23 protein-coding genes are annotated in these 26,354 nt (G+C 54.7%); 14 read left to right on the top strand and 9 right to left on the bottom strand.

Annotated elements, in window-relative coordinates; genetic code table 11:
• Positions 1-20: 20 nt before the first annotated feature.
• The 5 genes from fliF to fliJ are packed head-to-tail and all read left to right on the top strand — an operon-like array spanning position 21 to position 5,270.
• On the top strand, positions 21-1,700 hold the full coding sequence (gene fliF, locus R2K28_RS10935; RefSeq protein ID WP_316364355.1) for a flagellar basal-body MS-ring/collar protein FliF: 1,680 nt from the start codon (positions 21-23) through the stop codon (positions 1,698-1,700).
• Positions 1,687-2,739: a flagellar motor switch protein FliG gene (gene fliG / locus R2K28_RS10930; protein ID WP_316364354.1), complete on the top strand. Its 1,053-nt coding sequence runs from the start codon at positions 1,687-1,689 to the stop codon at positions 2,737-2,739. The genes fliF and fliG overlap by 14 nt, the downstream gene beginning before the upstream one ends.
• The gene (locus R2K28_RS10925) at positions 2,723-3,403 is read left to right on the top strand and encodes a flagellar assembly protein FliH (RefSeq protein WP_116476223.1); all 681 of its coding nucleotides are present in this window, start codon (positions 2,723-2,725) and stop codon (positions 3,401-3,403) included. Before fliG ends, R2K28_RS10925 begins: the two co-directional genes overlap by 17 nt.
• 6 nt (positions 3,404-3,409) lie before the next feature.
• Entirely contained in the window at positions 3,410-4,825 is a 1,416-nt protein-coding gene (gene fliI / locus R2K28_RS10920; RefSeq protein WP_316364353.1) for a flagellar protein export ATPase FliI, read from the top strand.
• 16 nt (positions 4,826-4,841) lie between these two features.
• Positions 4,842-5,270, top strand: a complete 429-nt coding sequence (fliJ, locus tag R2K28_RS10915) for a flagellar export protein FliJ (RefSeq protein ID WP_316364352.1) — start codon at positions 4,842-4,844, stop codon at positions 5,268-5,270.
• Positions 5,271-5,531: 261 nt separating this feature from the next.
• On the opposite strand, the gene R2K28_RS10910 is transcribed toward fliJ, so the two are convergent.
• The 3 genes from R2K28_RS10910 to fliK all read right to left on the bottom strand — a co-directional run bounded on the left by R2K28_RS10910 (position 5,532) and on the right by fliK (position 7,333).
• On the bottom strand, positions 5,532-5,807 hold the full coding sequence (locus tag R2K28_RS10910) for a hypothetical protein (protein ID WP_316364351.1): 276 nt from the start codon (positions 5,805-5,807) through the stop codon (positions 5,532-5,534).
• Between the two features lie 75 nt (positions 5,808-5,882).
• A complete protein-coding gene (locus R2K28_RS10905) occupies positions 5,883-6,176 on the bottom strand; it encodes an EscU/YscU/HrcU family type III secretion system export apparatus switch protein (RefSeq protein ID WP_316364350.1) in 294 nt (97 codons plus the stop codon).
• Positions 6,173-7,333, bottom strand: coding sequence for a flagellar hook-length control protein FliK (gene fliK, locus R2K28_RS10900; RefSeq protein ID WP_316364349.1), 1,161 nt, complete (start codon positions 7,331-7,333; stop codon positions 6,173-6,175). The genes R2K28_RS10905 and fliK overlap by 4 nt, the downstream gene beginning before the upstream one ends.
• A 453-nt stretch (positions 7,334-7,786) precedes the next feature.
• Between fliK and R2K28_RS10895 the strand changes: the two genes are divergently transcribed.
• On the top strand, positions 7,787-8,536 hold the full coding sequence (locus tag R2K28_RS10895; RefSeq protein WP_316364348.1) for a pentapeptide repeat-containing protein: 750 nt from the start codon (positions 7,787-7,789) through the stop codon (positions 8,534-8,536).
• 23 nt (positions 8,537-8,559) lie between these two features.
• On the opposite strand, the gene amrA is transcribed toward R2K28_RS10895, so the two are convergent.
• On the bottom strand, positions 8,560-9,147 hold the full coding sequence (gene amrA, locus R2K28_RS10890) for an AmmeMemoRadiSam system protein A (protein WP_316364347.1): 588 nt from the start codon (positions 9,145-9,147) through the stop codon (positions 8,560-8,562).
• Between the two features lie 183 nt (positions 9,148-9,330).
• Here amrA and rdgC point away from each other — a divergent pair, with 183 nt between their 5' ends.
• Positions 9,331-10,245 (top strand): recombination-associated protein RdgC, encoded by a 915-nt coding sequence (gene rdgC, locus R2K28_RS10885; protein ID WP_316364346.1) that lies wholly within the window; start codon positions 9,331-9,333, stop codon positions 10,243-10,245.
• Positions 10,246-10,475: 230 nt separating this feature from the next.
• Here rdgC and R2K28_RS10880 read toward each other — a convergent pair whose 3' ends face one another.
• The 3 genes from R2K28_RS10880 to tviB form a co-directional block, all read right to left on the bottom strand.
• Positions 10,476-11,483, bottom strand: coding sequence for an NAD-dependent epimerase (locus tag R2K28_RS10880; RefSeq protein ID WP_316364345.1), 1,008 nt, complete (start codon positions 11,481-11,483; stop codon positions 10,476-10,478).
• Positions 11,484-11,595: 112 nt separating this feature from the next.
• Positions 11,596-12,627: an SDR family oxidoreductase gene (locus tag R2K28_RS10875; protein ID WP_316364343.1), complete on the bottom strand. Its 1,032-nt coding sequence runs from the start codon at positions 12,625-12,627 to the stop codon at positions 11,596-11,598.
• On the bottom strand, positions 12,624-13,901 hold the full coding sequence (gene tviB / locus R2K28_RS10870; RefSeq protein ID WP_316364342.1) for a Vi polysaccharide biosynthesis UDP-N-acetylglucosamine C-6 dehydrogenase TviB: 1,278 nt from the start codon (positions 13,899-13,901) through the stop codon (positions 12,624-12,626). The genes R2K28_RS10875 and tviB overlap by 4 nt, the downstream gene beginning before the upstream one ends.
• A gap of 301 nt (positions 13,902-14,202) precedes the next feature.
• Here tviB and R2K28_RS10865 point away from each other — a divergent pair, with 301 nt between their 5' ends.
• Complete coding sequence (locus tag R2K28_RS10865; protein WP_316364341.1) at positions 14,203-15,879, top strand: B12-binding domain-containing radical SAM protein; 1,677 nt, start codon at positions 14,203-14,205, stop codon at positions 15,877-15,879.
• Between the two features lie 6 nt (positions 15,880-15,885).
• On the opposite strand, the gene R2K28_RS10860 is transcribed toward R2K28_RS10865, so the two are convergent.
• Positions 15,886-18,090 (bottom strand): tRNA(Met) cytidine acetyltransferase TmcA, encoded by a 2,205-nt coding sequence (locus R2K28_RS10860; RefSeq protein WP_316364340.1) that lies wholly within the window; start codon positions 18,088-18,090, stop codon positions 15,886-15,888.
• Positions 18,091-18,331: 241 nt separating this feature from the next.
• On the opposite strand from R2K28_RS10860, the gene hypF reads away from it, so the two are divergent.
• Genes hypF through R2K28_RS10840 form a run of 4 tightly spaced genes read left to right on the top strand, consistent with a single transcriptional unit; the run spans position 18,332 to position 23,320 of the window.
• Entirely contained in the window at positions 18,332-20,680 is a 2,349-nt protein-coding gene (gene hypF / locus R2K28_RS10855) for a carbamoyltransferase HypF (RefSeq protein WP_316364339.1), read from the top strand.
• A 37-nt stretch (positions 20,681-20,717) separates the two neighbouring features.
• Positions 20,718-21,791 (top strand): AmmeMemoRadiSam system radical SAM enzyme, encoded by a 1,074-nt coding sequence (gene amrS / locus R2K28_RS10850; RefSeq protein WP_316364338.1) that lies wholly within the window; start codon positions 20,718-20,720, stop codon positions 21,789-21,791.
• 42 nt (positions 21,792-21,833) lie between these two features.
• A complete protein-coding gene (amrB, locus tag R2K28_RS10845) occupies positions 21,834-22,634 on the top strand; it encodes an AmmeMemoRadiSam system protein B (protein WP_316364337.1) in 801 nt (266 codons plus the stop codon).
• Positions 22,631-23,320, top strand: a complete 690-nt coding sequence (locus tag R2K28_RS10840) for a DNA-primase RepB domain-containing protein (RefSeq protein WP_316364336.1) — start codon at positions 22,631-22,633, stop codon at positions 23,318-23,320. The genes amrB and R2K28_RS10840 overlap by 4 nt, the downstream gene beginning before the upstream one ends.
• Before the next feature lie 34 nt (positions 23,321-23,354).
• Here the strand turns inward: R2K28_RS10840 and nadB are convergent, their stop codons facing one another.
• Positions 23,355-24,974 carry an L-aspartate oxidase gene (gene nadB / locus R2K28_RS10835; RefSeq protein ID WP_316364335.1) on the bottom strand — a complete coding sequence of 540 codons (1,620 nt, stop codon included), beginning with the start codon at positions 24,972-24,974 and terminating at the stop codon, positions 23,355-23,357.
• Between the two features lie 180 nt (positions 24,975-25,154).
• Between nadB and rpoE the strand changes: the two genes are divergently transcribed.
• Entirely contained in the window at positions 25,155-25,733 is a 579-nt protein-coding gene (gene rpoE / locus R2K28_RS10830) for an RNA polymerase sigma factor RpoE (RefSeq protein WP_116447274.1), read from the top strand.
• 16 nt (positions 25,734-25,749) lie between these two features.
• Positions 25,750-26,340 carry a sigma-E factor negative regulatory protein gene (locus tag R2K28_RS10825; protein WP_316364334.1) on the top strand — a complete coding sequence of 197 codons (591 nt, stop codon included), beginning with the start codon at positions 25,750-25,752 and terminating at the stop codon, positions 26,338-26,340.
• Positions 26,341-26,354: the final 14 nt, after the last annotated feature.

Below are 26,354 nucleotides of genomic sequence, written 5' to 3'. Positions count from 1 at the left end.
TCTAATAAAGAAGGCAAAAAATGGCAACAACAGGATCCGAAACGAGCACTGAGATTCAGGTAGGGCAGAGACTCCAGGATAATCCCACTTTACGTGTGATCGCGGTGATGGTGGGGTTTGCCGCAAGTGTTGCATTGGGTGTGGCAGTGGTGTTGTGGACCCAGAAACCCAGTTACAGCCCACTCTACGGCAATCTCGCCCATAAGGATGCCGTCGAGATTGCCCAGGCGTTACAACAGGCCGGTATCAAATACGAGATCGATCAGGCCAACGGTATCGTCATGGTACCCTCCAGTGAGTTACAGAACGCACGGATGAAACTTGCCGGCCAGGGATTGCCGCAATCGGGCTCTGCCGGGTTCGAGTTGATGCAGGAAGATACCGGGTTTTCCACCAGTCGCCTGGTGGAATCGGCACGCTATCAACGTGCCATAGAGGGTGAACTGGCCCGCACCATCATGACCCTGACCAGTGTTGAGAGCGCCAGGGTTCATCTGGCGAATCCAAAACAGTCCGTATTCGTGCGGAAACGCAAATTCCCCAGTGCATCGGTGGTGTTAAAGCTCTATTCCGGACGCAACCTGGAGAAGGGCCAGGTGGAAGCCGTTACCCACCTGGTGGCATCCAGCGTGCCGGAGCTGGACGTCTCCAAGGTCACGGTGGTCGATCACAAGGGCCGACTCCTGAGCAGCAAGAATGACTCACACGAGATGGAGTTGAGCACAAGTCAGTTCGAATACACCCGGGAGTTGGAGAGTCACTATAAGCAGCGCATCGAGGATATCCTTGCGCCTATGCTGGGAAGGGAGAATCTGCGCGCGGAGGTTAACGCGGATGTGGATTTCACCTATGTGGAGAAGACCCAGGAGTATTTCAATCCCGATGCCACAGCCCTGCGATCGGAGCAGGTGAATGAGCAGCAATCCGTATTGGGTGAGGTTCAGGGCGTACCCGGGGCCTTATCCAATCAACCACCAGCCGCGGCAACCGCGCCTCAAGTGGCAGGCGGCGCCGGCGCTGATGGGGGTGGTACACCGGTCAACACCAGCAAGCGGGCGACCCGCAATTATGAATTGGATAAGACCATCAGTCATACTCGACTGCCTACCAGCCGTCTGCGCCGACTGTCCGTGGCCGTGGTTGTCAATCATCGCTATGCGAGCACAGAGGATGGGGCTGTCGAAACGATTGAGCGGACTGCCGAAGAGATTACCCGGATATCCAACCTGGTCAAGGAGGCCATCGGCTACGATCTGCAGCGGGGCGACAGTGTGCAGGTGATTGATGAAGCCTTTTATGTGCCTGCACCACCGGAACCGCTACCGGAAGTCCCCATCTGGGAGGAGGCGTGGTTTTGGGATACGGTACGACAGGTTGGTGGCGTTCTGCTCGCGCTGCTACTAATCTTTGGGGTATTGAAACCGGTAATGACCCGCCTCATCAAGCAGGTGTCTATCAGACATATGCCTGAAGGGGTCGCTGCCGCGGCAGGCGGTGCTACAGGCAGCCTTGAAGGTGGTATGCAGGGAGGCGGTGGGGGTGTCATGGGCGCCCTGGCCGAAGATGATGCATCTCTCCATCTGCCGGGGCCGCGCAGTTATGAGAAGACCCTGGATCAGGCCCGCAATATGATCGAGGAAGATCCGAAGCGGGTGGCACAGGTGGTTCGGAAGTGGATTGCAGAAGATGGCAAACAATAACCCAGTGGAAACCGAAGCGGTAGCAACCGAAGAAAATAGCGAAGTCGCTAAGCTTGGTGGCGTCTCACGGGCAGCCATTCTATTACTGGCGCTCGGGGAGAAGGATGCCGCGGAGCTGTTGCGCCATATGGGCCCGAAAGAGGTACAGGATGTGGGCCTCGCCATGGCGACTCTGACCGATGTCTCCACCGATCAGATGGAGGGCGTGATGCGCCACTTTGTCTCGACCCTGGAGAAGCAGACGGCGCTTGGGCTTGGCTCAGATGAATATATCCGCACCATGCTGAACAGCGCCCTGGGTGAAGACAAGGCCGGCGGGGTGATAGACAGGATACTGCTTGGTCGCAACAGCAAAGGCCTTGAACAGCTGAAGTGGATGGATCCCAGGGGCATCGCAGAGCTTATTCGTCTCGAGCATCCGCAAATCATCGCTATCGTGCTCTCGTTTCTGGAGTCGGATCAGGCGGCCCAGGTCGTCAGTCAGTTTCCTGACCGGGTGCGTACCGATGTGATCATGCGGATTGCAACCCTGGATGGTATTCAGCCTGCCGCACTGCAGGAACTGGATGAGATTCTTGAGAAACAGTTTTCCGGCGCCACCAATGTCAAATCCTCCAGTTTAGGTGGGGTTAAAACGGCCGCGGAAATTCTCAACATGCTCGATGGTGCCGTGGAGAGCAAGTTGATGGAAGAGATTATCGAGGTCGATAGCGACCTGGGACAAGAGCTTCAGGACAACATGTTCGTCTTCGAGAATCTCATCGATGTGGATGATCGCGGTATCCAGAGTCTGCTGCGCGAAGTCAGCACGGAACAGTTGCTGTTGGCCCTGCGTGGTGCCGATGAAGCACTGAAAGAGAAGATATTCAAGAATATGTCGAAACGTGCGGCTGAAATGTTGAAGGATGATCTTGAGGCTGCCGCGCCTGCCAAGCTGAGTGATGTGGAATCTGCCCAGAAAGAGATCCTGGTGGTTGCGCGCCGTCTGGCGGATGCCGGCGAGATAATGCTCGGAGGCGGCGGTGAAGAGTTCGTCTAAATCGGATAAGGACCCTGACCTTGAGCAGGTGATGCAGTGGCTGCCACCGGACATGAGTGATGGCAAGGTGGGTGGGCAACGTACCCTGCTGCCACCCGGCGCGCCTCCCACCGCTGGTGCCCTGGAACAGATTCAAAAGCAGGCCTATGAGGAGGGTTTTGAAAAGGGCAAACAAGAGGGATTCGAGTTCGGTCACAAGGAGGGATTGGCACAGGCACAGCGTGATCTGCAACACTATACCGCTCATCTCGACAAGCTGCTCGCCTATTTTGAACAGCCGTTGAGGGATCTGGATGACCGGGTTGAGAAAGAGCTGCTGAGCCTGGTTATCGCAATTGTCAAACAGCTATTACGGCGTGAGGTGAAGAGTGATCCGAACCTGATCGTCGGCGTGGTGCGTGAAGCGCTCTCCGTGTTGCCGGTATCTTCCAATAACGTGCGTCTGCTGCTCCATCCGGAGGATGCGGAGCTGATCCGGGAAGTCTATGCCCTGGGGGACAATGAAGTGGGTTGGAGCCTTATCGAGGATCCGGTCATCAATCGTGGCGGATGCAAGGTGGTGACCGACACCTCACAGATCGATGGCACCCTGGAATCCCGGCTCACTGCCCTGATTGCGCCGTTGTTGGCAGGTGCACGCTCGATAGATGATCAGAATGAGTAATCCTTTATGACAAAAGATTCCATTGGTCCCCAGCGTCAGGCGAATCTGGCAGAGAAGCTGCGTCAGTACCAGGATCGCCTGGGTGATGACCGTGGGCTGGTGGTGGAGGGGCGTCTGACTCGCATGGTCGGACTGACCCTGGAGGCGATCGGTTGTCGGGCCGCGATTGGTGGCCAGTGTGACGTGGTCAGCAGCAATGGCACCCACATCGAGGCGGAGGTTGTCGGGTTTGGCGAAGAGAACCTCTATCTGATGCCCACCGGAGACATCCAGGGTCTGGAGCAGGGGGCAAGAGTTATCCCTACAGGGCGTGTCTGTGAGGCAGTCGTCGGCGAACAACTTCTCGGGCGCGTGATTGATGGCGCCGGCAAGCCCCTGGATGGGCTCGGCACCATCCACAACGATGAGCGTCGCCCGCTCACCGGCACCTCATTCAATCCCTTGGCGAGAACCCCTATTCGGGAGCCGTTGGATGTGGGGGTGAGGGCGATCAATGCCCTGCTCAGCGTCGGGCGCGGTCAACGCCTGGGTCTGTTTGCCGGTTCCGGCGTGGGTAAGAGTATCTTGCTCGGAATGATGACCCGCTATACCAATGCGGATGTGACTGTAGTGGCACTGATCGGTGAACGTGGCCGGGAGGTAAAGGAGTTCGTCGAGAATATCCTGGGTAAGGAGGGGCTGAAACGGGCAGTGGTGGTGGCGGTACCCGCCGATAATCCACCCCTCAGGCGTATGCATGGGGCTATGCTGGCGACCAGTATCGCGGAAAGCTTCCGCGAGCAGGGGAAACATGTGTTGCTGCTTATGGATTCATTGACCCGGTTTGCCCAGGCACAACGGGAGATTGCCCTGGCGATCCATGAACCTCCGGCAACCAAGGGTTACCCGCCCTCTGTTTTCGCCAAGATGCCGCAGTTGGTGGAAAGAGCCGGAAACGGAGACAAAGGTGGTGGATCGATTACCGCCTTTTATACCGTACTCACCGAGGGCGATGATCAAAACGATCCCATTGCCGATGCTGCCCGGGCAATACTCGATGGACATTTCGTGTTATCCCGTCGCTTGGCCGACGCCGGTCACTATCCGGCGATTGATATCGAGGCCTCAATCAGTCGCGCAATGAATGATGTCACCAGCTACAGCCATCAAGATGCCGCTCGTTCGTTTAAACATCTATACTCTATCTATCAACAAAATCGTGATTTGATCAGTGTTGGCGCTTATGAAGCAGGTAGTGATGAGCAGATTGATATTGCTATCTCTGCAATGCCCGCCTTGAGCCAGTTCCTACGACAGGATATGAATACCAGGGTAACTCTCGAGCAGAGCATGGAGGACCTAGAAGCCCTGTTTCCTGCGGAAGATATGGATGATATAGAGATACCTGAGGGGCTTAATCTACCCCAACCAATCGAACAATAATTGGATGTCATAGAATATGTCCCCATCAAAACGGCTCAAACCGGTTCAACGATTTGCTCATACAAAGGAGCAGAAGGCAGCGCGGGTGATGGGACAGGCCAAGAAAAGCCTGCAACAGGAAGAAGCAAAGCTGGAGCAGCTAAAGCAATACCACCAGGAGTATCTGGATCGCTTCAAACAAATGGCAAGGGAGGGAATGAGCGCCACTCAGTTACAGGAGTACCGTGCATTTCTCGCCAAACTTGACCAGGCGATAAATCAGCAACAAGAGGTGGTGGCGGCAAGCATTGTCAATCACAGCAGTTCAAAGAGTGTCTGGAAGAAAAAACACAGTCGTACTCAAGCGCTAAACAAGGCCGTTGATCGCTTTCGTGAACAGGAAAAAAAGATTGCTGATACACGTGAACAGAAAGAGAGTGACGAACATTCACAACGAGAGAAGTAAACCTGTTCCTGAGCCGGTATGAATCGCCGTCGCCGCCAAAACACTGCGATTGGATGCAGTTAACATAAGTTAATATTTTAATCTCCCAAACAGTAACTAAATTACTGTCAAAACCACGCTTCTGATTTAGATATCTATCGTTTCTGTTAGAATTCGATAAAGGCGCGCTATGAGTAATGTTAGTAGTAACCAACAACTGGATTTACCGACTGGAATCAGCCGGGTTGGTCGACAACCGATTCTGGACCGGCAACCCGATATCTAGGGTATGACTACACCATGAATCGGACCGGATGGTGTATGGCAGATACAGTAATCCCCGACTTTTGCCGTACGGCCCATGGGGCAGATACCGGAGTAGATGGCGCATTTGCGGCTGAGTTGTCCGCTATTGGCGGGTTGGCTGCTGTATTGTTTGGTATGAGTTGTGGTCGTGGCGGCCTGCTTTTGCTGTTCAGTGTTACCATCTGCGGCATAGAGTTGCAGGGATGACAGCAGTGCCAGCAGGACTACAATTTTTAATATCGCACTTCTCATTGTTTGACTTCCTCTGTTTTCGGGCAGCATGGCTTGCGCATCAATTGTGAATCTCTACTGCAAGTGTTTGGTTGATTATAAAACATCCTCATAACCTGGTGGCATCTTACCAGAGAGCAGGTAGGCAAAGGCTATTACCTCCGCCACAGCCCGGTAGAGCGCTTCTGGAATTTCATCGCCCAAGGGAATTTGCGAGAGCAGGGCGGCCAGTTCTGCATCCTCGTGCAACGGTACAGCATGCTCATCCGCCAAGGCAAGAATCCTATTCGCCAGATCCCCACGACCCTTTGCGGTCAGGCGAGGCGCATTCTCCCCGTCGTATTTCAAGGCGATGGCGAGATCGGGATCTTTGGATTGATAATCAGTCATGCCTGCTCATTCAACAGTGATTGTTCGCTGGGCAGTTCATTCTCAATCTCGGCGATCCCCTGAAAGGCCTCCAGTTTCTTGACCTCCAGGCCGGTGGATTCGAGACCGGCGCGTAGTTTGTCAAGGTGTTGATTAACCAAATCTGCCGTATGTGTTTTTTCTGACCATATGATGGTTGAAATCGTTTCATCTAAGAGCGCCAACCTCACCCTCATTGGGCCCAGAGGCGGTAGATTCATATGCAAGGTCAGGCTCCACATGGGCGCTGCTTCGGCACCCTTGTTTACATCCTCGCGGCTGATTCTGAAATGAAACAGATCAACACTGTTTTCATGACGTATGGGGAGTTCAAATTGCCAAACCTGCCTTGTGGAATCCTCGCTCGGCAAGGAACTGAGCTGATTGGTTTGGATGCGAGCTATCGCACCATCCAAATGCTTGAACAAGTCGAGTAACAGCTTGGTGGTCGGGCTGGCATCATGAGCGGTGACCGGTGGATTGGCCGGGGCTGGTTGTGCCGGATTTAACACCTGCTGTTGTAATGAAAGCAGTTGATTGATTGGGTTTGAAGGATTGCTGATCAAGGGCTTAATAAGTCCGATAAGCTGTAGCAGGTTGAGTTTTAGATCACTATTGTTAACTTGTCTGTTGATCAGCCGGGCCTCAGTATGAGTGCCGCTCAGCTGCAATGCTTGCAAGAGCTGGGTCTTAAATCCGGGATCTTCTATGGGTACGATTCGCTGCAATACACTCTGCACGGCCTGCTTTACCGCTGGTGGTAGGGGAGTAGCGCGGTTTGAGTCGCCTGCAACCTGGGTGAGATGCTGAAACAGCTGGGGTAGAGGCTGTTGTCGTGGCAGCACCTGTTTCAGCGCGGCTGATTTGACCTGCTCCATGCTGGGGTGGGTAAGTACACGTAATTCGGGGAGATTGCCTGTTTTCTCCACCTGCAGGGTCAAGGCCTGGCCGGTAGGCACACTCAATGTGGTTTGAGCGATCAGCCGTGTGACACCGATCTGCAGCCGCATGCTGCCGTTTACGTTTTCGCTGAGCGCAGTACCCCGTACTATCTGCCCGGGCTGGAGCTGCTCTAACAGGGATTTGCCAGGCTCGATGGTCGGTAGTGGTAGTAGGATTTTAGTCCCGAATATCTCCATGGCTTGCGGAGATCCTAAACAAATACTTGATCATACCCTGCTTTTCCACAGGCGCTTGCTAACATTATATGCGAGCATGCAGGATGATGTTCATTTCTTTCCCATCGGGCCGATAGGGTAGGTGTTAGGGCCTGTTAACACTAATCCAATATGACCTGTTGTGCCTGAAAAAGCGCCAATCAAGGCGCGAGGAGTGTAGTTTGGTTATTCCAAATGAGCGACGAGCAACGCAGAGTGGCGCTTTTTCAGGCGCAACCCGAAGGGCTGGGTCTGTTTTTGCGCCCAGCGGCGTTATCATTCGCTCATGTAGCCGGGCTACACCACGCTCATTCTGCCTTGCTGGACACAAAAACAGTCCCAGCAGGGCATATTGGATTAGTGTTAACAGACCCTAGGTTGATAGATAAGGAAGTGATGGAAGATACAGGCCAAAATAAGCCACAGAGTTGGTTCGTGAAACACGATGATATGGTTATGGGGCCACTCACCAGTGCGAGAATCCGCCACCTCTTACTGGATGGTGAGCTTGCGTTGTCGGATCAGATCAGTCCCGATAAACAGTCATGGCAGGCAATCAGCCAAATACCCAGTGTGGTGCCACTCCAATTGAGGGCGGAGGAAGGTGATTCCGAGGCCCAGGCCAAGGTGGCTGCCCGTGAACGGGCTGATGCCAGAGATAACCGACAGGAGAGGCGATTTCCCCTGCTCGCATTGACAATCGCCCTATTGATCATCGGTGGGGTTGTCCTCTATTCGCTCAGGTATGGCATGCCGGAAGCGATCGATGACTCCACCTGCAGTGCGCCACCCGCTCCCGGGGTGAATTGGCGAAACTGCCTCATTCAAGATCTCGACGTGGGGGCGGCCAGCCTTGCCGGTGCCAATCTGAACAGTGCCGTGTTACGCCGGGCAAAATTGAGCACTACGGATTTGAGCAATGCGGATCTTCGCTACGCCAACCTGAGTCATGGGGATCTTCGCCATGCACAACTGCAGGGCGCTGCCATGGTGGGGGTGAATCTCCAATTTGCCGATCTTAGGGGTGCGGATTTGAGTAGTGCGGATCTTCGCTTTGCTGATCTCTCCAATAGCCGGATCGATGATGCCAGCTTGAACAAGGCAAGACTCGGGAATGCATTGTGGCTCGATGGCAGCAGTTGCGGAGAGAACTCTATTGGAAAATGCGACCCTGGAAGTGATTAGTTGAGCCGGTTATGAATTTGCTCTCAGGATGACCCATTGCTGAACGACTCTGTCTCGTAGCGATAGACCTCAAGGGTGCTTGACCAGTAGTTGGCGGGTAGACCCGCTTTCTGTTTAAGATGGCTGAGAAAATTGCGGGTCTCCGGAAGAGATTCCCACACCGAGGGAAGAAAGGTGCCCCGACGCTGACCCTCAACCAGGATAAGGCCATCTACAGCTGGCCTGATTTTCCCTATCAATTCCTGTTCCGACTCAAAGGCGATGGCCTCAGCCGGGGTTAAAACCGAGATATGTATTTCAAGGTTGTCTGCCTCACGCTCGGTTAACGGGGGGAATCTTGGATCACGGAAGGCGGCCGCATAGGCATTTTCCGCCACATCCTCAACAATGGGTGCTTGGGCTTCCAGGTGTCCGATGCATCCCCTCAGAGCGCCTCCCTGCGACAGGGTGACGAAACAGGCGCGATGTTGCTGCAAATCTGCAGGATAGTCCGATGCGGTTACCCGCAGGGGTGTGCCCTGTTCCAGTCCATGCTTGATGGAAGCGGCAGCGATCTCCAGCAAGGTGGCTCTTTCCGCTGTTGAATATTGTGCATGGGGGGTGAGGTTCATACTAGGGCATGTTAACACTAATCGAAATCGAGCAAATAGCAACCTATAAACCAGGTTGTTGGCAGAGCCACTGGGGATAGCCATTACTAACTGTGCCCAAATCGCTTTTTCACTCATGCAGGCTGGATTAGTCGTCCCCGGTTCGCCATAATCCGCCCCTCGTTTTACACAATGGTAACTCTAATGTGGTTTAAAAATCTCCGTATCTATCTGCTGCAACAACCCTTCAATCTAAGCCAGGAAGCGCTTGCCGCGAAGCTGGAGGGTAAGCGTTTTCAAGCTTGCGGAAGCCATGACCTGATTGGCACGGGGTGGGACGCGCCCCTGGGCCGCCAATCGGAGGTATTGGTGCATGAGGTCGGTGGCTGTCAAATGATTTGTGCCCGTCAGGAGGACAAACTACTGCCTGCAGCCGTTGTCAACGAGATCGTGGAGGAAAAGCTTGATCAGATCCAGCAGGAGGAGGGTCGAAAGGTGGCGCGCAGGGAGCGGAGTGAACTACGGGATGAGGTTTTTCATCAACTGTTACCCAAGGCGTTCAGCCGCTACACACGGCAATTTGCGATGATCGACAAACAGCAGGGTTGGATCCTGGTGGATGCAGCCAGTGCCAACAAGGCGGAAGCATTGATATCCCTGCTGCGTGAAAGCCTGGGCAGTCTGCCGGTAAAGCCGCTGGAGGTTGCCACATCCCCGCCCTATGTGATGACGGAGTGGTTGAAGCGACCTGACCAATTCGGCGATTTCACCCTGCTCGACAGCTGTGAACTACAGGACCGCAGCGAAGAGGGGAGTGTACTCCGATGTAAGGGGCAGGATCTCACCGCGGATGAAATATTGGCGCATATCGAGGCCGGTAAGGAGGTGGTCAAACTGGCTGTTGAATGGGATCAGCATATGTCCTTTGTCATCGATGCGGATATGTCTATCAAACGTTTGAAATTTCTTGATCTTATCCAGGAACAGGCAGCAGATTACCAGATTGAGAGTGAGGCCGATGCATTCGATGGCAGATTCACGCTGATGAGTTTGGAGTTTCGGCGCTTCTTACCCCGCCTGTTCGAAATCTTCGGCGGAACGGTTCAGTCCGAGGCTTAGCAACTATCGACAAACTATCCCGGGGATTTAAATTCCACCCCTGTTACAATTTACATAGCCAATAACCTGGTGTTAATCATGGTTTATTGACCTAAGTCAATGTTTGACTTGCCAAGAAACCTTACGCTCTCCCTACGCTCACGGTTGGTCGTTTCCGTGTTAAGCGCTAGTCTGGCGGGGACTGTGACCCATCTGCCTCCAAGGTCACTCCCCGCCTGCTTTTTTCCTGCTCAATAGTCGTAGTAATCCATAAACCATTGCGCGAAGTTGGCCACACCATCTTCAAGTTTGGTATCCGGTTTGTATCCCGTGTCTGCAATCAGATCAGAGACATCCGCATAGGTGGCAACCACATCCCCATCCTGCAGCGGTAGCATGTTGAGCTCGGCCTTCCTGCCAAGACTCGCTTCGAGTAGCTCGATATAACGCATCAACTCTTCAGGTTTGTTGTTGCCAATGTTATAGAGTCGATAGGGTGCAGTGCTGGTGGCCGAATCGGGGTGATCGCTATCCCAATCAGGATTGGGCTGGGGAATACGATCCAGCACCCGGATGACGCCTTCCACGATATCGTCGATATAGGTGAAGTCACGACGATGTTTGCCGTAGTTGTAGACGTCGATGGGTTCGCCGCGCATGATCTTGTGGGCAAATTTGAGCATTGCCATATCAGGCCTGCTCCATGGGCCATACACGGTAAAGAAGCGCAATCCGGTGGTGGGAATACGATACAGATGGCTGTAGGTGTGCGCCATCAACTCGTTGGCTTTCTTTGTGGCGGCATAGAGACTGACGGGATGATCCACGTTGTCGTGCACAGAGAAGGGCATGGAGGTGTTGGCGCCATATACCGAACTGCTCGAAGCGTAGACCAGGTGTTTCACATCATGATTGCGGCATCCCTCCAGAATATGGCCAAATCCCACCAGGTTGGAGTCCACATAGGCGAGGGGATTCTCAATCGAATAACGGACCCCGGCCTGGGCGGCGAGGTTTACCACCATCTCAGGTTTGTATTTGGAAAAGGCCTCGGCCATACCCTTGCGATCCTCAAGCTCAAGGCGTAGGTCGGTGAAATTTGGGTGATCCAGGGTTCGTGCAAGGCGGGCCTTTTTCAATGCCACATCGTAGTAGTCGTTGAGGCAGTCGATACTGATGACCTCATCGCCACGATCCAAAAGACGTATCGCCAAAGCTGAGCCGATGAAACCGGCTCCGCCGGTGATGAGTACTCGCATGATAAAAATTCCTATTTATCTAATTCATGATCGATTCCGACAGATCGGGCAACCCGGTTCAAGGATCGCCTGTCGTTGATCAATATTGCTTGCTAAATCGTCAATCGGCAGTTCAGCCGGTGAGGTCATCCACGTACCAGCTCATTGCCTCAGTCACGCCCTGATCGATGTTATGGGAAGGTTGATAACCGAGCAGGCGTCTGGCCTTGTCGATATCAGCCAGAGAGTGACGCACATCACCTGGACGAAAATCCCTGTATGAGGGCGAGATTTCACTTAGATAGGGGAAGTCATCCGCCAGGATGTCCCTGATCTTGGTGAACAGCTGATTCAGGGTAGTGCGATCACCCACCGCAATATTGTAAACCTGATCGGTTGCATCCGGATTATCCGTGGTGGCGGCGAGTAGGTTGGCCTGGATTGCATTGTCGATGTAACAGAAGTCTCGGCTGGTCTCGCCATCGCCGTTTATAAAGAGCTCATCCTTGGCAATCATGGCGGCCACCCACTTGGGTATGACGGCAGCATACGCGCCATTGGGATCCTGACGCCGGCCAAAGATGTTGAAATATCTCAAGCCAATGGTCTTGAAGTCGTAACAGCGGGCAAACACCTGGGCATAATGCTCGTTCACCAACTTGGTTACCGCGTAGGGTGAAAGCGGATTGCCGATTCGATCCTCAACCTTGGGTAGACCTGGATGGTCTCCATAGGTAGAGCTCGATGCTGCATAAACGAAACGTTTGACTTGCGCATCGCGGGCTGCAACCAGCATATTCAGGTAGCCGTTGATGTTGCTTTCGTTGGTGGTGATAGGATCGGCCAGGGAGCGAGGCACCGATCCCAGAGCCGCCTGATGCAGTACATAGTCGACACCTTTGCACGCCTGGTGGCAGCTGTCGATGCTGCGGATATCGCCTTCGACAAACGTATATTGATTCCACTGTTCCGGTGTGACGCTGTTTCTGACCTTTTCGAAGTTATAGGCGTGACCGGTTGCGAAGTTATCCAGGCCTATGACTTTCTGTCCAAGCGACAACAGGGTCTCGAGTAGGTTTGAACCGATGAAGCCGGCGACACCGGTTATGAGCCAGGTCGACTGCTCGGTTTGCAATCTATCCTTCAGGCTGTCATAGGCTGTCATAGTCTTGCATCGACCGTATCGGATGGGAGTATGTTCTTGACGTCGAAGAGAACCCCGTTCTCTTTACATAGGGCACGGATCTTTTCCGCTCCCATGTGTTGAAATTCACGGTGCGCGACAGCAAGAATAACCGCATCATACTCACCCTCATTGATCTCGCTGACAGGGCGCAGCCCATACTCTTGCTCAGCTTCCTGCTGTGAAACCCAGGGATCATAGACATCCACCTGGGCGCCGTAATCCTCGAATTCGGCCACAATGTCCACCACCCGAGTGTTCCTCAGATCGGGACAGTTCTCTTTGAATGTCAAACCCAGTACCAGCACCTTGCTGTTGTTGGATGCGATGCCCCTTTTCATCATCATTTTAACCACGCTGTGCACCACATAGGCGCCCATGCCATCATTGAGTCGACGCCCTGCGAGTATGATTTCCGGTTGATAGCCGATCGATTGGGCCTTGTGGGTGAGATAGTAGGGATCGACACCTATACAGTGGCCACCCACCAGGCCGGGCCTGAAGGGTAGAAAATTCCATTTACTGCCGGCAGCTTCAAGTACTTCCAGGGTATCGATATCGAGGCGGTTGAAGATCAATGCCAGTTCATTGATCAGTGCGATATTCACATCCCGTTGCGTGTTTTCAATCACCTTGGCGGCTTCCGCGATCTTGATGCTGCTCGCCTTATGGGTGCCGGCCGTGATGATCGAGCGGTAGAGTTCATCCACGAAGTCCGTTACCTCTGGGGTGGATCCGGAGGTGACCTTCTTGATGGTCGGCAGTCGATGCTCCTTGTCCCCCGGGTTGATACGTTCCGGACTGTAGCCGACATAAAAATCCTGATTGAATCTCAATCCGGAATCGGCCTCCATGATCGGTACGCAAACCTCTTCCGTCGCGCCTGGGTAGACGGTGGATTCGAATATGGCAATATCGCCCTTTTTCAGTACCTTTCCAAGGGCATGGCTGGCGCTGATCAAAGGTGACAGATCGGGTTGCTTGTGCTCGTTGATCGGCGTGGGAACTGTAACGATAAAAATGTTACATACTCTTATATCATCGAGACTGCTGGTGTAGCTCAGGTGGGGTACCTGTTGCAGCTCTTCCGGTTCCACTTCAAGGGAGCTGTCCTGTCCCGATTTAAGCTCAGCGACCCGGGCCTCGTTGATATCCAGCCCTATGGTCGGATACTTTTTGCCGAATTCCACTGCCAGCGGCAGTCCCACGTAACCAAGGCCGAGCACACCGATATGCACTTTCCCGAGATCAAACATACTTTTTCCTTGTTATTGAGAAAAATCTGGCTAAAGAGGTTGATTGTCAGTAGCCTGTAAAAGTGACAAATGATAACTTGGCATGTCAGACAAATCGAGGGATTTTTACTCCCGAAAAACCTGTAATTACACTGTAAAACAGTTGCTATGCCAGCTGCAGTCAGACACCGCCGGAAAGGCCCATCAAGCCCAATACATGTCAACCAGGTAGAGTTGGTTTGTAAGATTGAGCGTTGCGGGTTTGATGCAGCGAATTCCGTTCTTCCTGTCAGATCAATCCAAGATGGAATAAAAAACTGAAATGATTGCCTTGGTTGCACTGCATGCCGGCTACAGCCACAGCTCACTGGCGTTACAGTCAATCGCCGCCTATGCCAGGCCCGAGCCCTATTACGACAGGTTGCGGCTTTTTGAGGTGTTGGTCAACAGCAATCACCAGCCGCTTCTGGAGGCACTGGTCGATCTACAGCCTAGCATCGTCGGTTTTTCCACCTATTTGTGGAATATTGCTGCCGCCATTCACCTGTCAAAACTGCTCAAGCAGCTCCTCCCTGATGTGGTGGTTGTGTATGGCGGTCCGGAGGCCGGTCCAAGGGGTGAGGCCTTGCTGGCCCAGATCTCAAGCGTTGATTTTATCATTCAAGGCGAGGGGGAGGTGGCATTCAATGATCTGGTTAAATGTGTGCTCTATGGAGACGGGGAGTTGTGCAACATCTCCGGACTGATCTATAGAGACAAGGATGGGATTTTCAGCAACCCTGTGAAACTGGTTCCCGTGGATGAACTGCCGGCGCCGATTGCCCAAGGCATGGTGGATACAAGTCGACCACTTGTGTATTGGGAAACCTCCAGGGGCTGCCCCTACAAGTGTACCTTTTGCACCAGTGCCACAGATCGTTTGCGGCCCTTTTCCATGCAACGTATAGAGGCCGATCTGAAACAACTGGAGCGGCTTGAAGACAAGACCATCAAGCTCCTTGATCGCAGTTTTCATCTCGGTCAGGAGAGGAGCAGCCAACTGTTGCAAAGGTTTGCCGATACGGGATCGGGATTGCGCTTTCATCTTGAGCTGAATCCGGATCGCATCTCCCCCCAGGCGATGGCAATCTTTGCCCAGGCGGAACCCGGTAAATTTCAATTCGAGATCGGTCTGCAGACCCTTGACGAGGCGGTGTTGGATGGGATTCAGCGCCAGATGGATATTGCCAAATCACTGGATAATATCCGAAAACTGGTGGCGATGAGGCGCCATCCGGTCCATCTCGATTTGATCGTGGGTCTGCCTGGGGAGACGGCTGAGCAGTGTGCCGCATCACTTGATAGCACTTTTTCTCTCTATCCGGACCATCTGCAGCTGGGAACATTGAAACTGCTGCCCGGTACGCCGCTGCGGGATCAGGCCGACACGCTTGGTTATCGATGGGATCCGGATCCACCCTATGAGGTACTCTCCCACCCGCAACTCTCATTCGCCGGGATAGCCCGATTCAAGCGTTATGCCGAGTTATTGGAACGCTTGTGGAATAGCGGTCATCTGCGCACCTCCCTGGCGGGGGTGGTAGAGGGTTGTTTCGAGGGCTCGGTGAGTCGATGTTTCGACCAATTGATGCGGGTGAGTGGAGCGGGCCTGGCCCGGGACAACCTGCAACCGGATACCCTGTTTGAGCATATGACCGGATTCATCCAACCCTACCTGGAACGGCATCCGGTATTGGCGGAGGGGTTGTTGTGGGACTACAGCCACTTCAGCCTGGTGACTGGCAAGACACCGGCCTGGATCGCAGCACATCTAAGTGAAACCGCTAGATTTATTGTTGATGGGAAACCCAGGAGACTGCCGATCATAAGTCTGACAGAAGAGGGTGTTGAGCTGATACGACGATTTAGCAATAGGGTCGAAAGAGCCGGGCGCTATGGGGTGTGGCCGATGCAACATAAAAAGGGCAAACCGGTCGAGATTATATCCCTTGAAGAGTGAGTCAGGCTAGGGCTTTCCGGGACGCTTCAAGTCGGGGATCACTTCACTATTGCCTGCCTGGATGTTGTCAGCAAGCGCGAGAATCTCCCCATCCGCGTAGTGGCGGACCAATCTCGCGATCAGGTGGCGCATATGGGTTACCACTGCCCCGCGGCCAGCCAGTTCGCATGCCGATGCACATACTCCCCAGGGTTGTTTTTGCAGCACACGTTTGATCAGCAGCTTGGCATCCGCGCCCGTGACTATCCCCTCGGCAAGAGCGGCAAGGGCGATGGTTTCGATCCCGTGCAGACTGAGCTCATATCCCCGCTGGGCAAAGGCGAAGGCGATCAGGTCGAGCCAATCCTGGTGCTCAAGGGTTGCGGGAGTGGGGTGTTCCATATCCTCCAGTAGCGGGGCGGCCAAGCTGCTGGATAGCCGGTTCAAACCATCACCCAGCAGGGCGGGCAGCTGTCTGGCAAAGCGTTGTCTGGCCTCAATAACCATCTGCGTGCCGTATGTACTAATTGGCAGCAGAAACATCACAGATTGATGACTGCTGCTGGTGCCGGCGCGTAAACCGATGCGTACCGTTTGCAGACCGCATCGGCGCCAGAACCTGATCAATTCCGGTGTGGCGCCGAAGCTGGTTCCCAGGTAGTCAAAACCCGATTTTTCCGCCTTCTGTCGGACCGATTCCACCAGCAGTTTACCAAGGCCTCTGTGCTGTATGGCCGGATGGATCGCTATGCGTATGACCCGCATGCCTTTCAGGCGGGCTGCGGCTGGCAGTCCCAGATGCGCGCTGAGGGATTGGGCCAGCAGGTGCCCCCGGGGTCTGCGCCGGCCCAACCAGATCTGTTCCGCCATCTCCTTGGAGAAGCCGCCCTCGGCGGCCAGCAATGCCACGCCGACAATGAGGCCGCAATGACGTACCAGGACGATAGACAAGTTCGGGCCATCCAGGAGATGCCGGAGGTCCAGGGGGGTGGTGCGATAGTGGGCAATGACCAGCAGTCCGAACAGTTGTTTGAGATCCCTCTCACTCTCCAGAAACTGCTGTTGGTCGGGAAACTCAACCGACACTTGCTGGGGGTCAGCGCCTGCAATCTCGGTATCTGCTGCTGGCGAGGCATCCAGGGCCAGGAGTCTGAACACCAGCCTCTCGAGGGGATCATCCCGGGACCAGCGTATCGGTTCGGAGAGGGTGATCTCCCGCCACTGGGGTGTAGTGCGATCGAGGTGGCCTTTGAAGCGGATGTTAAATCCAAGGCCGGTGCCTTCATAACCATGCACCGTAGTGGCGAAGACGATGCGGGGGTAGTGGACGAGCAGCCCTTTGAGGAGGTTGGTCGGGATAGCGGCTGCCTCATCCACGAGCAGCAGATCCGCGGACTGGGGATTGGATAGGAGATGATCCGCTGCGTGGTAAGCTATGCAGGCCTCGCCACTCTGCACAGACGTGGCAGTGCTTTTGGCCCCTGGCAGCAAGTTAATCACCTGTTCGAAGAGGGCGGCAACCGCTCCTTGCCTCGGGGCCGTCACCAGGATGTTTTCGTACCCCTCTCCCATCAGCCGGGCAGCGGCGATCCCCAGGGCCGATGACTTGCCACGACCCCGGTCTGAGGTGAGCACCAAGGGTCTTTTTCGATGTCCCTTAACCACATGGATGATGCCTTCCACCGCCTTGAGTTGGTCCCGGGTGCGGCATTCAGGATGGGTGTACGGGTGATGTTGCAGGGGGGGAGTATGAATATGCACTGGCGCTGAGGATTCGGTGTCCGGAGTAACAACCACCGTGTCAGGATCATGCTCCAATATCTGTGCGATCCTTTGCAGGAATCGGCCCTGCAGATCAGCGGTGTCGTAGCCGGCAACCAGGATCCGTTCGGCTTGTGGATCAGGTTGGGTGTACCACTGGGCCAAAGGTGGGGTCAGTAACAACAGCAGACCGCCACCACGCAGGGTTCCGCTCAATGCACCGAAGGCGTCCGGATCGAATCCACTATGGGCGTTGTAGATAAGCAGTCCGCACTCCTGACCCAATTTGCTGAGCGCCTGCTCGTTGCTCAGGGTCGTTATGGTCTCTGGGGCCGCCTCACCGATCCAAAGGGAGTCGGAGCTGTTCAGCTGATGCTCTGCAACCCTCGCCTGGGTGATACACCAGGCGGCATCCCCAGCCATAACCAGCAGGAATCTGTGCCGTCGCTGTCTGGCTTCGGCGTGGAGCATGCTCAGGAGGTTGGTAAATGATGAATTAGTGTTAATAATAAAAAACTTACAATATCTTTATAATGTTTTACATTATATGTGGGCTTTACATTCCTCCACTTTCGAAGTAGAGAGAACGGATGGTCTCGATTGTTTCAGCGGGTTAACCCATCTATGGTCGTTAAACTCGTATCCGGCTTGGCTGTTATCCGATAACGGCGCACATAGCTCCCAATAGTAACAGTGTAAGGGTGTAATTATTATGTCTGGTGGCGTGGTGGCCGAACAGATCCGGGTGCAGGGCCTGGTGCAGGGTGTGGGTTTTCGCCCCACGGTCTGGCGTCTGGCGCGGGAGAATGGGCTTCGCGGTGCGGTATGGAATGACAGCCAGGGTGTGGAGATGCATATTTGCGGTGAACAGTCGCAGATCGATCGCTTTTGCCAACAACTGTTGTCTCAGCCTCCCCCCCTGGCGAAGATCGATTCCCTGACCCGTCATGCAACGGATCAGCTGCCGCAACAGGAAGAGTTCATCATTACCGAGAGTCGCTCGGGAGAGGTGCAGACCGGGATCGTGCCCGATGCAGCAACCTGCGATGCCTGTCTGCAGGATATAGCGGATGCGCAAAACCGGCGCTATCGATATCCCTTCACCAACTGTACCCATTGTGGACCGCGTCTGACCATCGTCGAGGGCATACCCTACGACCGGATCAATACCAGCATGCGCCATTTTCCCATGTGTGAAGCCTGCGAGGCGGAGTACCGCAATCCGGGGGATCGGCGCTTTCATGCCCAACCCAATGCCTGTCCGGTATGTGGCCCCAGGATCTGGCTGAGTGATCCGGCCGGCAGACCGGTGGAGGCAAGCGCGCCGGGAGAGGATACGATACAGGAGGCGCAACGGCGCCTGGCTGCAGGTGAGATTCTGGCAATCAAGGGTGTAGGTGGCTTTCATCTGGCCTGCGATGCCACCAATGACCAGGTGGTTGCCCGCCTGCGCGAGCGCAAGGGGCGCTATCACAAGCCCTTTGCCTTGATGGCCCGGGAGTGTCGTATTGTCCGCGACTATTGTCGGGTCAGCGAGGAGGAGGAGCGGCTGCTCCGGCATTCGGCGGCACCTATAGTCCTCCTTAGCCGAATTCCTGATGTGGCTCTCGCGGATAACCTTGCACCGCAGCAGACCACACTCGGATTCATGTTGCCCTATTCACCGCTGCACCATCTGTTGCTGGCCGGATTGGAGACACCCCTGGTGATGACGAGCGGTAACCGGGTAGAGGAGCCTCAATGTATCGACAATCAGGAAGCAGCCGAGCGGCTCCAGCCACTCGCCGATCTGTTTCTGTTACATGACAGGGAGATCACCAATCGGGTCGACGACTCAGTGGTGCGTATCATGGATGGGACCGCAAGGATGCTGCGGCGGGCACGGGGCTTTGCACCCGAACCCATACGACTGCCCAAGGGGTTCGATCAGGCCCCACGGCAGTTGGCCATGGGCGGTGAGCTGAAAAACACCTTCTGTCTGACCCGGCAGGGCGAGGCGGTTCTCTCCCAGCATATCGGGGATCTGGAAAACCTGATCTCCTATCAGGACTATCTCAGAAATATCGATCTCTATGGGAGGCTGTTTGAGCATCAACCCCGGCAGTTGGTCGCCGATCTGCATCCCAACTACCGTTCCACCCAACACGCCAGGGGTCTGGCTGATGAGTTGGGGCTGCCATTGATCCTGGTACAGCACCACCATGCCCATGTCGCCAGTGTCCTGGCAGAAAACGGCTGGCCGCTGCAGGGGGGCAAGGTGCTCGGAATTGCCCTGGATGGATCTGGCTATGGCGATGACGGCACCGTCTGGGGAGGGGAGTTCATGATCGCCGATTACCTTGGCTATCAACGGGTAGGCATGCTTACTCCAATGCCGCTGCCTGGCGGCACTCAGGCGATTCTGCAACCCTGGAGAAATACCTTCAGTCAGTTGAGTCGACAATTCGGGTGGCAACAGGTCCTGTCCCAGTGGGGCGATTTGGAGCCGATCGATTGGCTCAACCAACAATCGGTAGAGGTGCTCAGCAGGATGATCGAAGCGGGCGTCAACTCACCACTGAGCAGTTCCTGCGGACGCCTGTTCGATGCTGTGGCTGCGCTGTTGGGGATCTGCCGGGAATCGATCAGTTATGAAGGCCAGGCAGCGATCGAGCTCGAAGCGGCGGCATCGTTCCATTGCAGAGACGGTCTAACCCCCTATGAAATGCAGGCCCATGTGGAACATGGGAATTACCGGCTTGATAGCGCAACACTCTGGCCGGGCATGCTTGAAGATCTGCGCGCCGGTCGAGGCAAGGGTGAGATCGCGTGGCGTTTTCACCTTGGTCTGGCACAGAGCCTGTGTGGAGCGGCAGAGAAGATTGCGCGTCTGCATCAGCTTGATTCGATCGCGCTCACAGGGGGCGTTTTTCAAAACAAGACCTTGTTCGAGCTCGTCTCAAATCGCCTCCAAGATGCTGGTTTCAGGCTTTTGTCACAGCGGCGGGTGCCAGCCAATGATGGTGGTTTGGCGCTTGGACAGGCCGCAATCGGCGCTGCAAGAAGCCTGATGTCAGACTAAATTTACTTATAGGAGAACTCTATTTTTCGAGGTCGTCATGCAGACCCATTTCCCAACCAAATATTGGCATCAGATCGATAACGAGCGGATTCAATGCGATCTCTGTCCGCGCTATTGCCGACTCAAAGAGGGCAAACAGGGTTTTTGCTATGTCAGGGAAAACCATCAGGGTGCCATAGTCTTGAATACCTATGGCCGGTCGAGTGGGTTCTGCATCGATCCCATCGAAAAAAAACCCCTCAATCACTTTCTGCCCGGTACACCGGTATTTTCCTTTGGCACTGCCGGTTGCAACCTGGCCTGCAAGTTTTGCCAGAACTGGGATATCAGCAAGTCCCGGGAGACGCATACCCTGGCCGATGAAGCCTCCCCGGAAGCGATCGCGCAGACAGCCCATCGGTTGGGATGCCGGAGCGTCGCCTATACCTATAACGACCCGGTGATCTTTCACGAATATGCCATCGATGTGGCAAAGGCCTGTGCCGAATACTCCATCAAGTCAGTGGCCGTTACGGCGGGGTATGTATGTGCCGAGCCGCGACAAGAGTTCTATCGGCATATGCACGCCGCCAACGTCGATTTGAAGTCTTTCAACGAGAGTTTCTATCACAAGCTGACAGGCGCCCACCTGGAACCGGTTCTGGATACCTTGAAATATCTGAAGCACGAGAGCGGGATTTGGCTGGAGATAACCACACTCCTGATACCGGGAGAGAACGATTCAGATCAGGAGATCAACGACCTGAGTCAATGGGTGGTGGATAATCTGGGACCCGACGTGCCGCTCCATTTCACCGCCTTCCATCCCGACTGGAAGATGCGGGACTATCCACCCACCCCCCATGCCACTCTTAGTCGGGCGCGCAGGATCGCTGTCGAAACCGGCGTCCACTATGCCTACGTGGGTAACGTGCATGACAGCCGGGAGTCGAGTACCTGGTGTCACCATTGCGGCAAGCTCCTGATTCAGAGGGATTGGTATGAACTGGGGGAATGGCACCTGGATGAGCAAGGATGTTGTGATCAATGTGGCACCAGATTGGCGGGCCTATTCGACCCTCTCCCGGGGGTGTGGGGGAGTCGACGGCAGACGGTCAGGATGAGTGATTGAAAAGTAAACACTCAAAACTTATATAGCATCGAGGTGGTTGTTATGACAATGATCAGAAAGCCCGCAGTATCCGATCTTTTCTATCCTGCCGATAGGGATATTCTGCAACAGATGGTGACAGGTTACCTCGACTCGGCGACACCACATGGGGAGCCGCCTAAAGCGTTGATTGCCCCCCACGCAGGCTATATCTATTCGGGGCCAATTGCCGCCAGTGCCTATGCCAGTCTGGCCAGGGCAGCTGACCGCATCAGCCGTGTTGTGCTTTTAGGGCCGTCCCATCGCGTACCCTTCAACGGATTGGCGACCAGCGAAGCGGACTATTTTCGTACCCCCCTGGGGGATATTCCAGTGGATCGGCAGACCCTTCATGCCTTGCAGGAATTACCCCAGGTAGTTCAGCTTGAGGCGGCCCATGCCCAGGAACATTCGTTGGAAGTGCAGCTGCCATTCCTGCAGGTTATGTTGCGTGAATTCGATCTGCTTCCACTGGTAGTGGGTGATGCCACGGGTGATCAGGTGGCGGAGGTGCTGGCAAGGGTTTGGGGGGGGGAAGAGACCCTGATCGTGATCAGCTCCGATCTCAGCCACTATCACGATTATCTGACGGCGCAACGCATGGACCAGGCGACCAGCGATGCGATCACTTCCCTCCATCCTGAACGACTGGACTATGAGGATGCCTGCGGCAGGATCCCGGTTCAAGGCCTGTTGCTGGAGGCCAAACGCGTGGGTCTGCATGGGGAGTTGGTGGACTTGAGGAACTCGGGTGACACAGCGGGTAGCAAGGACCAGGTGGTTGGTTATGGCGCCTATACCTTTTCCGGATCAGAGGCGGCGTGAAGCGCCGCTACATTCGCGATCCCTGTATCAGCCACATCGCTCACTGGATCGAATCCCATGGGCAAGGATTAGAGCCGGATAGAGAGCAGGTGGCGCGTTTTCTCGGGCACCTGGACCCCCAGGCCGGCGAATTCTCATTTCGCACCTTTTCTGACACCGAATATACCCGTTCGGGTTCACAGGACCCCTTGGAAAAAGCGCTCCATGGCGCCCTGGACGCCTGCTGGGATCAGCTTGTGATGCTTAACCAGCGAGGGGCGGTTGTCACTGTCACCATCAACCGGACCAATGGCGTGGCCAGGGATGTTGCAGCTATTTGTCAGGTCAGGGCCCTGTTTGTGGATGCCGACAGGGGCGGTGATCCTGGAAGATTCCCTCTTAAACCCCACATCCATGTTGCAACATCACCTGGCCGCTACCACTACTATTGGTTGGTGCGGGACGTCCCACTGCAACACTTCTCAGTCTGCCAGCAACTACTGGCCAAGCGCTATCAAGGGGATACCCGGGTACAGGCCCTGAATCAGTCGATGCAACTGCCCGGTTTCTGGCGCAGAAAAATGATTACGCATCCTCGATTACCCCGGATAGCGGAGATCAATGATCATGATCCCTACCGATTCCACGAAATTGAAGAGCTCATTGCGATGGATATTGAGGTTATCGGTAAAACCGGGCCACACTAGCGATCCAGTGGCTTGGTGTGCGCCGAAGGGCCAATCAAAAGGGGGAGTAGTTATCGGGTATCAGTATCGTGGGTTTCTTCTGAACCCGATCGTCCAGGTAGGGAAAGTCGATGGTGTAGTGGAGGCCGCGGCTCTCCCGGCGGGATTGGGCCGAACGAATGATCATATCCGCCACATCGACCAGATTGCGCAGTTCCAGCAGGTCGATACTGACCCGGAAGTTACTGTAGTACTCGACGATCTCCCGACGTAACAGGTCGGTTCGCCGACATGCCCTCATCAAGCGCTTATTGCTGCGCACTATGCCCACATAGTCCCACATGAAATGGCGCAGTTCATCCCAGTTATGAGAGACCACGACCTCTTCATCCGGTTCGGTTACCCGGCTTTCATCCCAGGGTGATAGAACAGGGGGTTCAGGGGTCTCCGCATCCAGGGCGTGGATATCCTGGGCGGCGAGGTTGGCGAACACCAGGCACTCCAACAGGGAGTTGCTGGCCATACGATTCGCACCATGCAGGCCGGTATAGGCGCTTTCACCGATGACGTAGAGTCCGGCAACATCGGTTCGGGCATGCTCGTCTGCCATGATGCCACCGCAGGTGTAGTGGGCGGCGGGAACGACCGGTATCGGTTGTTGGGTGATATCGATGCCGAAATCGCGACAGCGATGATAGATGGTGGGGAAGTGTTCCTGAATGAAGTCGGCGGATTTGTGGCTGATATCCAGATAGAGACAATCAGCACCGATCCGCTTCATTTCGTGGTCGATGGCGCGGGCGACGATATCCCGGGGTGCCAACTCGCCTCGCTCGTCAAAACGATGCATAAAGCGGCTGCCGTCCGGGAGTTTCAACTGACCACCTTCGCCACGGACCGCCTCTGAAATCAGAAAGCTCTTGGCATCAGGGTGGTAGAGGCAGGTGGGGTGGAACTGGATGAACTCCATGTTGGCGACCCGACACCCGGCCCGCCAGGCCATGGCAATGCCGTCACCCGTGGCCACATCCGGATTGCTGGTGTATTGATAGACCTTGCTCGCGCCGCCGGTGGCCAGGACGACGAAGCGAGCGCGAAATGTCTCAACCTGGTTGTTTTCATGATCCAGTATATAGGCGCCGTAACAATGTTTTTGCCGCTTTTCCTCACTCCGTTCACTGGTGATCAGGTCAATCGCGATGTGGTGTTCAAAGACATCGATGTTGGGCTGAGCCAATACCTGTTCCTGGAGGGTGGTTTCCACCTCTTTGCCGGTGGCATCGGCAGCATGGATCACCCGCCGATGGGAGTGCCCCCCCTCCCGGGTCAGGTGGTAGCCGCTGCTGGACGTTGATGTGTCATCCCGGGTGAAATTGACACCCCCCTTGAGCAGCCAATCGATATTCATCGGTCCATGTTCCACCACCAACTGAACTATTTTTTCATTGCACAGTCCGACACCTGCGTTAAGGGTGTCTTTCACATGTGATGCAATACTGTCCGCTTCGTCCAACACCACGGAAATCCCGCCTTGTGCATAGTAGGTATTGGTCTCCTCAAGCTCGCGCTTGGAGATCAGGGCTATTTTCAGGTGTCCGCCCAAGTGCAGGGCCAAGCTCAAGCCGGCTGCGCCGCTGCCGATGATGAGGACGTCGTGCTGGTGATCAGTTGTCATATTTGCGGGGTAGAGTCGTTACGGTGATAATGCCCATCCATATGTAAAGCATCCTAGCTCAATTTGACTTTTCATTGAACTAGATCAATTCAAGCCGGGGATTGCGAGAACTAATCAACATTAAGACTGTCAATGGGACTGTGCACAGGATGTGCCCGTCACGAGGAGGTATCGGCCCGGATGGGCGAGCGGTTAATCGATCAGGAGCTCGTTACGCGAGTTCAACAGGGTGATAAAAGAGCGTTTGACCTGCTGGTGCTCAAATATCAGCAGAAGATCACCAATCTGATCTCCCGCTATATCCGGGATCCTCACGAGGTACTGGATGTGACCCAGGAAGCCTTCATCAAGGCTTACCGGGCCATTCCTAAGTTCCGTGGTGATAGTGCTTTTTACACCTGGCTCTACCGGATCGCTATCAATACGGCTAAGAATTACCTCGTGGCCCAGGGACGCCGCCCACCTTCTGATGACGTAGAGGCCGAAGTGGCTGAACAAATGGACGTCGGAACGCGTCTAAAGGAGACAGGTACACCGGAGAATCATGTGTTGACAGAAGAGATCAGCATGACGGTGCAGAAGGCAATCGATGATCTGCCCGAGGATCTCCGTACAGCTATAGTATTGCGTGAGCTCGAAGGTATGAGCTACGAGGAGATCGCCAATGCCATGTCCTGCCCGGTGGGGACGGTGAGATCGCGCATATTCAGGGCGCGTGAGGCGATCGACAAAAAACTGAGACCATTGTTAAAACCCTAATGTCAGGCATATTGAAATGACTGAGCAAGAGTTCGAAAGATTATCCGCACTGGTAGACGACGAAATTTCACAACCCGAAATTTCCGGTGAAATCAACAAGCTGAAGCATAATCAGGAGAGTCTGGATATCTGGTCACGCTACCATCTGATAGGGGATGCGATGCGTAACGAACTTGGCCAGCTGCACAATCCCGATTTAGCCCGCTACATCAGTGAGAAGCTTGAAAGTGAGCCGGTAGTGCTGGCGCCTGCTGCCATCAAGCGTCAGACCCCGAGCAAGAAACGGGCTTTGACGGGGCTGGCGGTGGCCGCATCATTGACGGCAGTGGCGGTTGTCATGGCGCCACAGTTGATCAATCCGGGGAGTTCCGAAGCACCAGATCAGCTTGTATCCAGCAATCAACTGCCGGTCGGCAAGCAAATGCCAAAGAGTAATATCATCGCTGTAGCCGAAGATGGTACTCGTTGGGAGTTGCTGAAAAAGCCCAAGGTCGAGTCACGGCTGAATGACTACCTGCTGAATCACCAGGACCTTTCACCATCCAGCAATATCAAGGGCATCATGCCCTATGCAACCTTTGTCAGCTACGATGAGAACAAGCAGTAGATGGCATCTGTAGA

The organism is Candidatus Thiodiazotropha sp. CDECU1 (genome assembly GCF_963455295.1).
Classification (GTDB): Bacteria; Pseudomonadota; Gammaproteobacteria; order Chromatiales; family Chromatiaceae; genus Thiodiazotropha.
The sequence above is the reverse complement of the archived record's forward strand: the minus strand, read 5'-3'. Positions and strand labels throughout refer to the sequence as shown.

What these genes read in the sequence shown, in the direction of transcription:
- fliF (WP_316364355.1), top strand. Translation starts at nt 21, where the DNA reads ATGGCAACAACAGGATCCGAAACGAGCACTGAGATTCAGGTAGGGCAG.
- fliG (WP_316364354.1), top strand. Translation starts at nt 1,687, where the DNA reads ATGGCAAACAATAACCCAGTGGAAACCGAAGCGGTAGCAACCGAAGAA.
- fliI (WP_316364353.1), top strand. Translation starts at nt 3,410, where the DNA reads ATGACAAAAGATTCCATTGGTCCCCAGCGTCAGGCGAATCTGGCAGAG.
- fliJ (WP_316364352.1), top strand. Translation starts at nt 4,842, where the DNA reads ATGTCCCCATCAAAACGGCTCAAACCGGTTCAACGATTTGCTCATACA.
- R2K28_RS10910 (WP_316364351.1), bottom strand. Translation starts at nt 5,807, where the DNA reads ATGAGAAGTGCGATATTAAAAATTGTAGTCCTGCTGGCACTGCTGTCA.
- R2K28_RS10905 (WP_316364350.1), bottom strand. Translation starts at nt 6,176, where the DNA reads ATGACTGATTATCAATCCAAAGATCCCGATCTCGCCATCGCCTTGAAA.
- fliK (WP_316364349.1), bottom strand. Translation starts at nt 7,333, where the DNA reads ATGGAGATATTCGGGACTAAAATCCTACTACCACTACCGACCATCGAG.
- amrA (WP_316364347.1), bottom strand. Translation starts at nt 9,147, where the DNA reads ATGAACCTCACCCCCCATGCACAATATTCAACAGCGGAAAGAGCCACC.
- rdgC (WP_316364346.1), top strand. Translation starts at nt 9,331, where the DNA reads ATGTGGTTTAAAAATCTCCGTATCTATCTGCTGCAACAACCCTTCAAT.
- R2K28_RS10880 (WP_316364345.1), bottom strand. Translation starts at nt 11,483, where the DNA reads ATGCGAGTACTCATCACCGGCGGAGCCGGTTTCATCGGCTCAGCTTTG.
- R2K28_RS10875 (WP_316364343.1), bottom strand. Translation starts at nt 12,627, where the DNA reads ATGACAGCCTATGACAGCCTGAAGGATAGATTGCAAACCGAGCAGTCG.
- tviB (WP_316364342.1), bottom strand. Translation starts at nt 13,901, where the DNA reads ATGTTTGATCTCGGGAAAGTGCATATCGGTGTGCTCGGCCTTGGTTAC.
- R2K28_RS10865 (WP_316364341.1), top strand. Translation starts at nt 14,203, where the DNA reads ATGATTGCCTTGGTTGCACTGCATGCCGGCTACAGCCACAGCTCACTG.
- R2K28_RS10860 (WP_316364340.1), bottom strand. Translation starts at nt 18,090, where the DNA reads ATGCTCCACGCCGAAGCCAGACAGCGACGGCACAGATTCCTGCTGGTT.
- hypF (WP_316364339.1), top strand. Translation starts at nt 18,332, where the DNA reads ATGTCTGGTGGCGTGGTGGCCGAACAGATCCGGGTGCAGGGCCTGGTG.
- amrS (WP_316364338.1), top strand. Translation starts at nt 20,718, where the DNA reads ATGCAGACCCATTTCCCAACCAAATATTGGCATCAGATCGATAACGAG.
- amrB (WP_316364337.1), top strand. Translation starts at nt 21,834, where the DNA reads ATGACAATGATCAGAAAGCCCGCAGTATCCGATCTTTTCTATCCTGCC.
- nadB (WP_316364335.1), bottom strand. Translation starts at nt 24,974, where the DNA reads ATGACAACTGATCACCAGCACGACGTCCTCATCATCGGCAGCGGCGCA.
- rpoE (WP_116447274.1), top strand. Translation starts at nt 25,155, where the DNA reads ATGGGCGAGCGGTTAATCGATCAGGAGCTCGTTACGCGAGTTCAACAG.
- R2K28_RS10825 (WP_316364334.1), top strand. Translation starts at nt 25,750, where the DNA reads ATGACTGAGCAAGAGTTCGAAAGATTATCCGCACTGGTAGACGACGAA.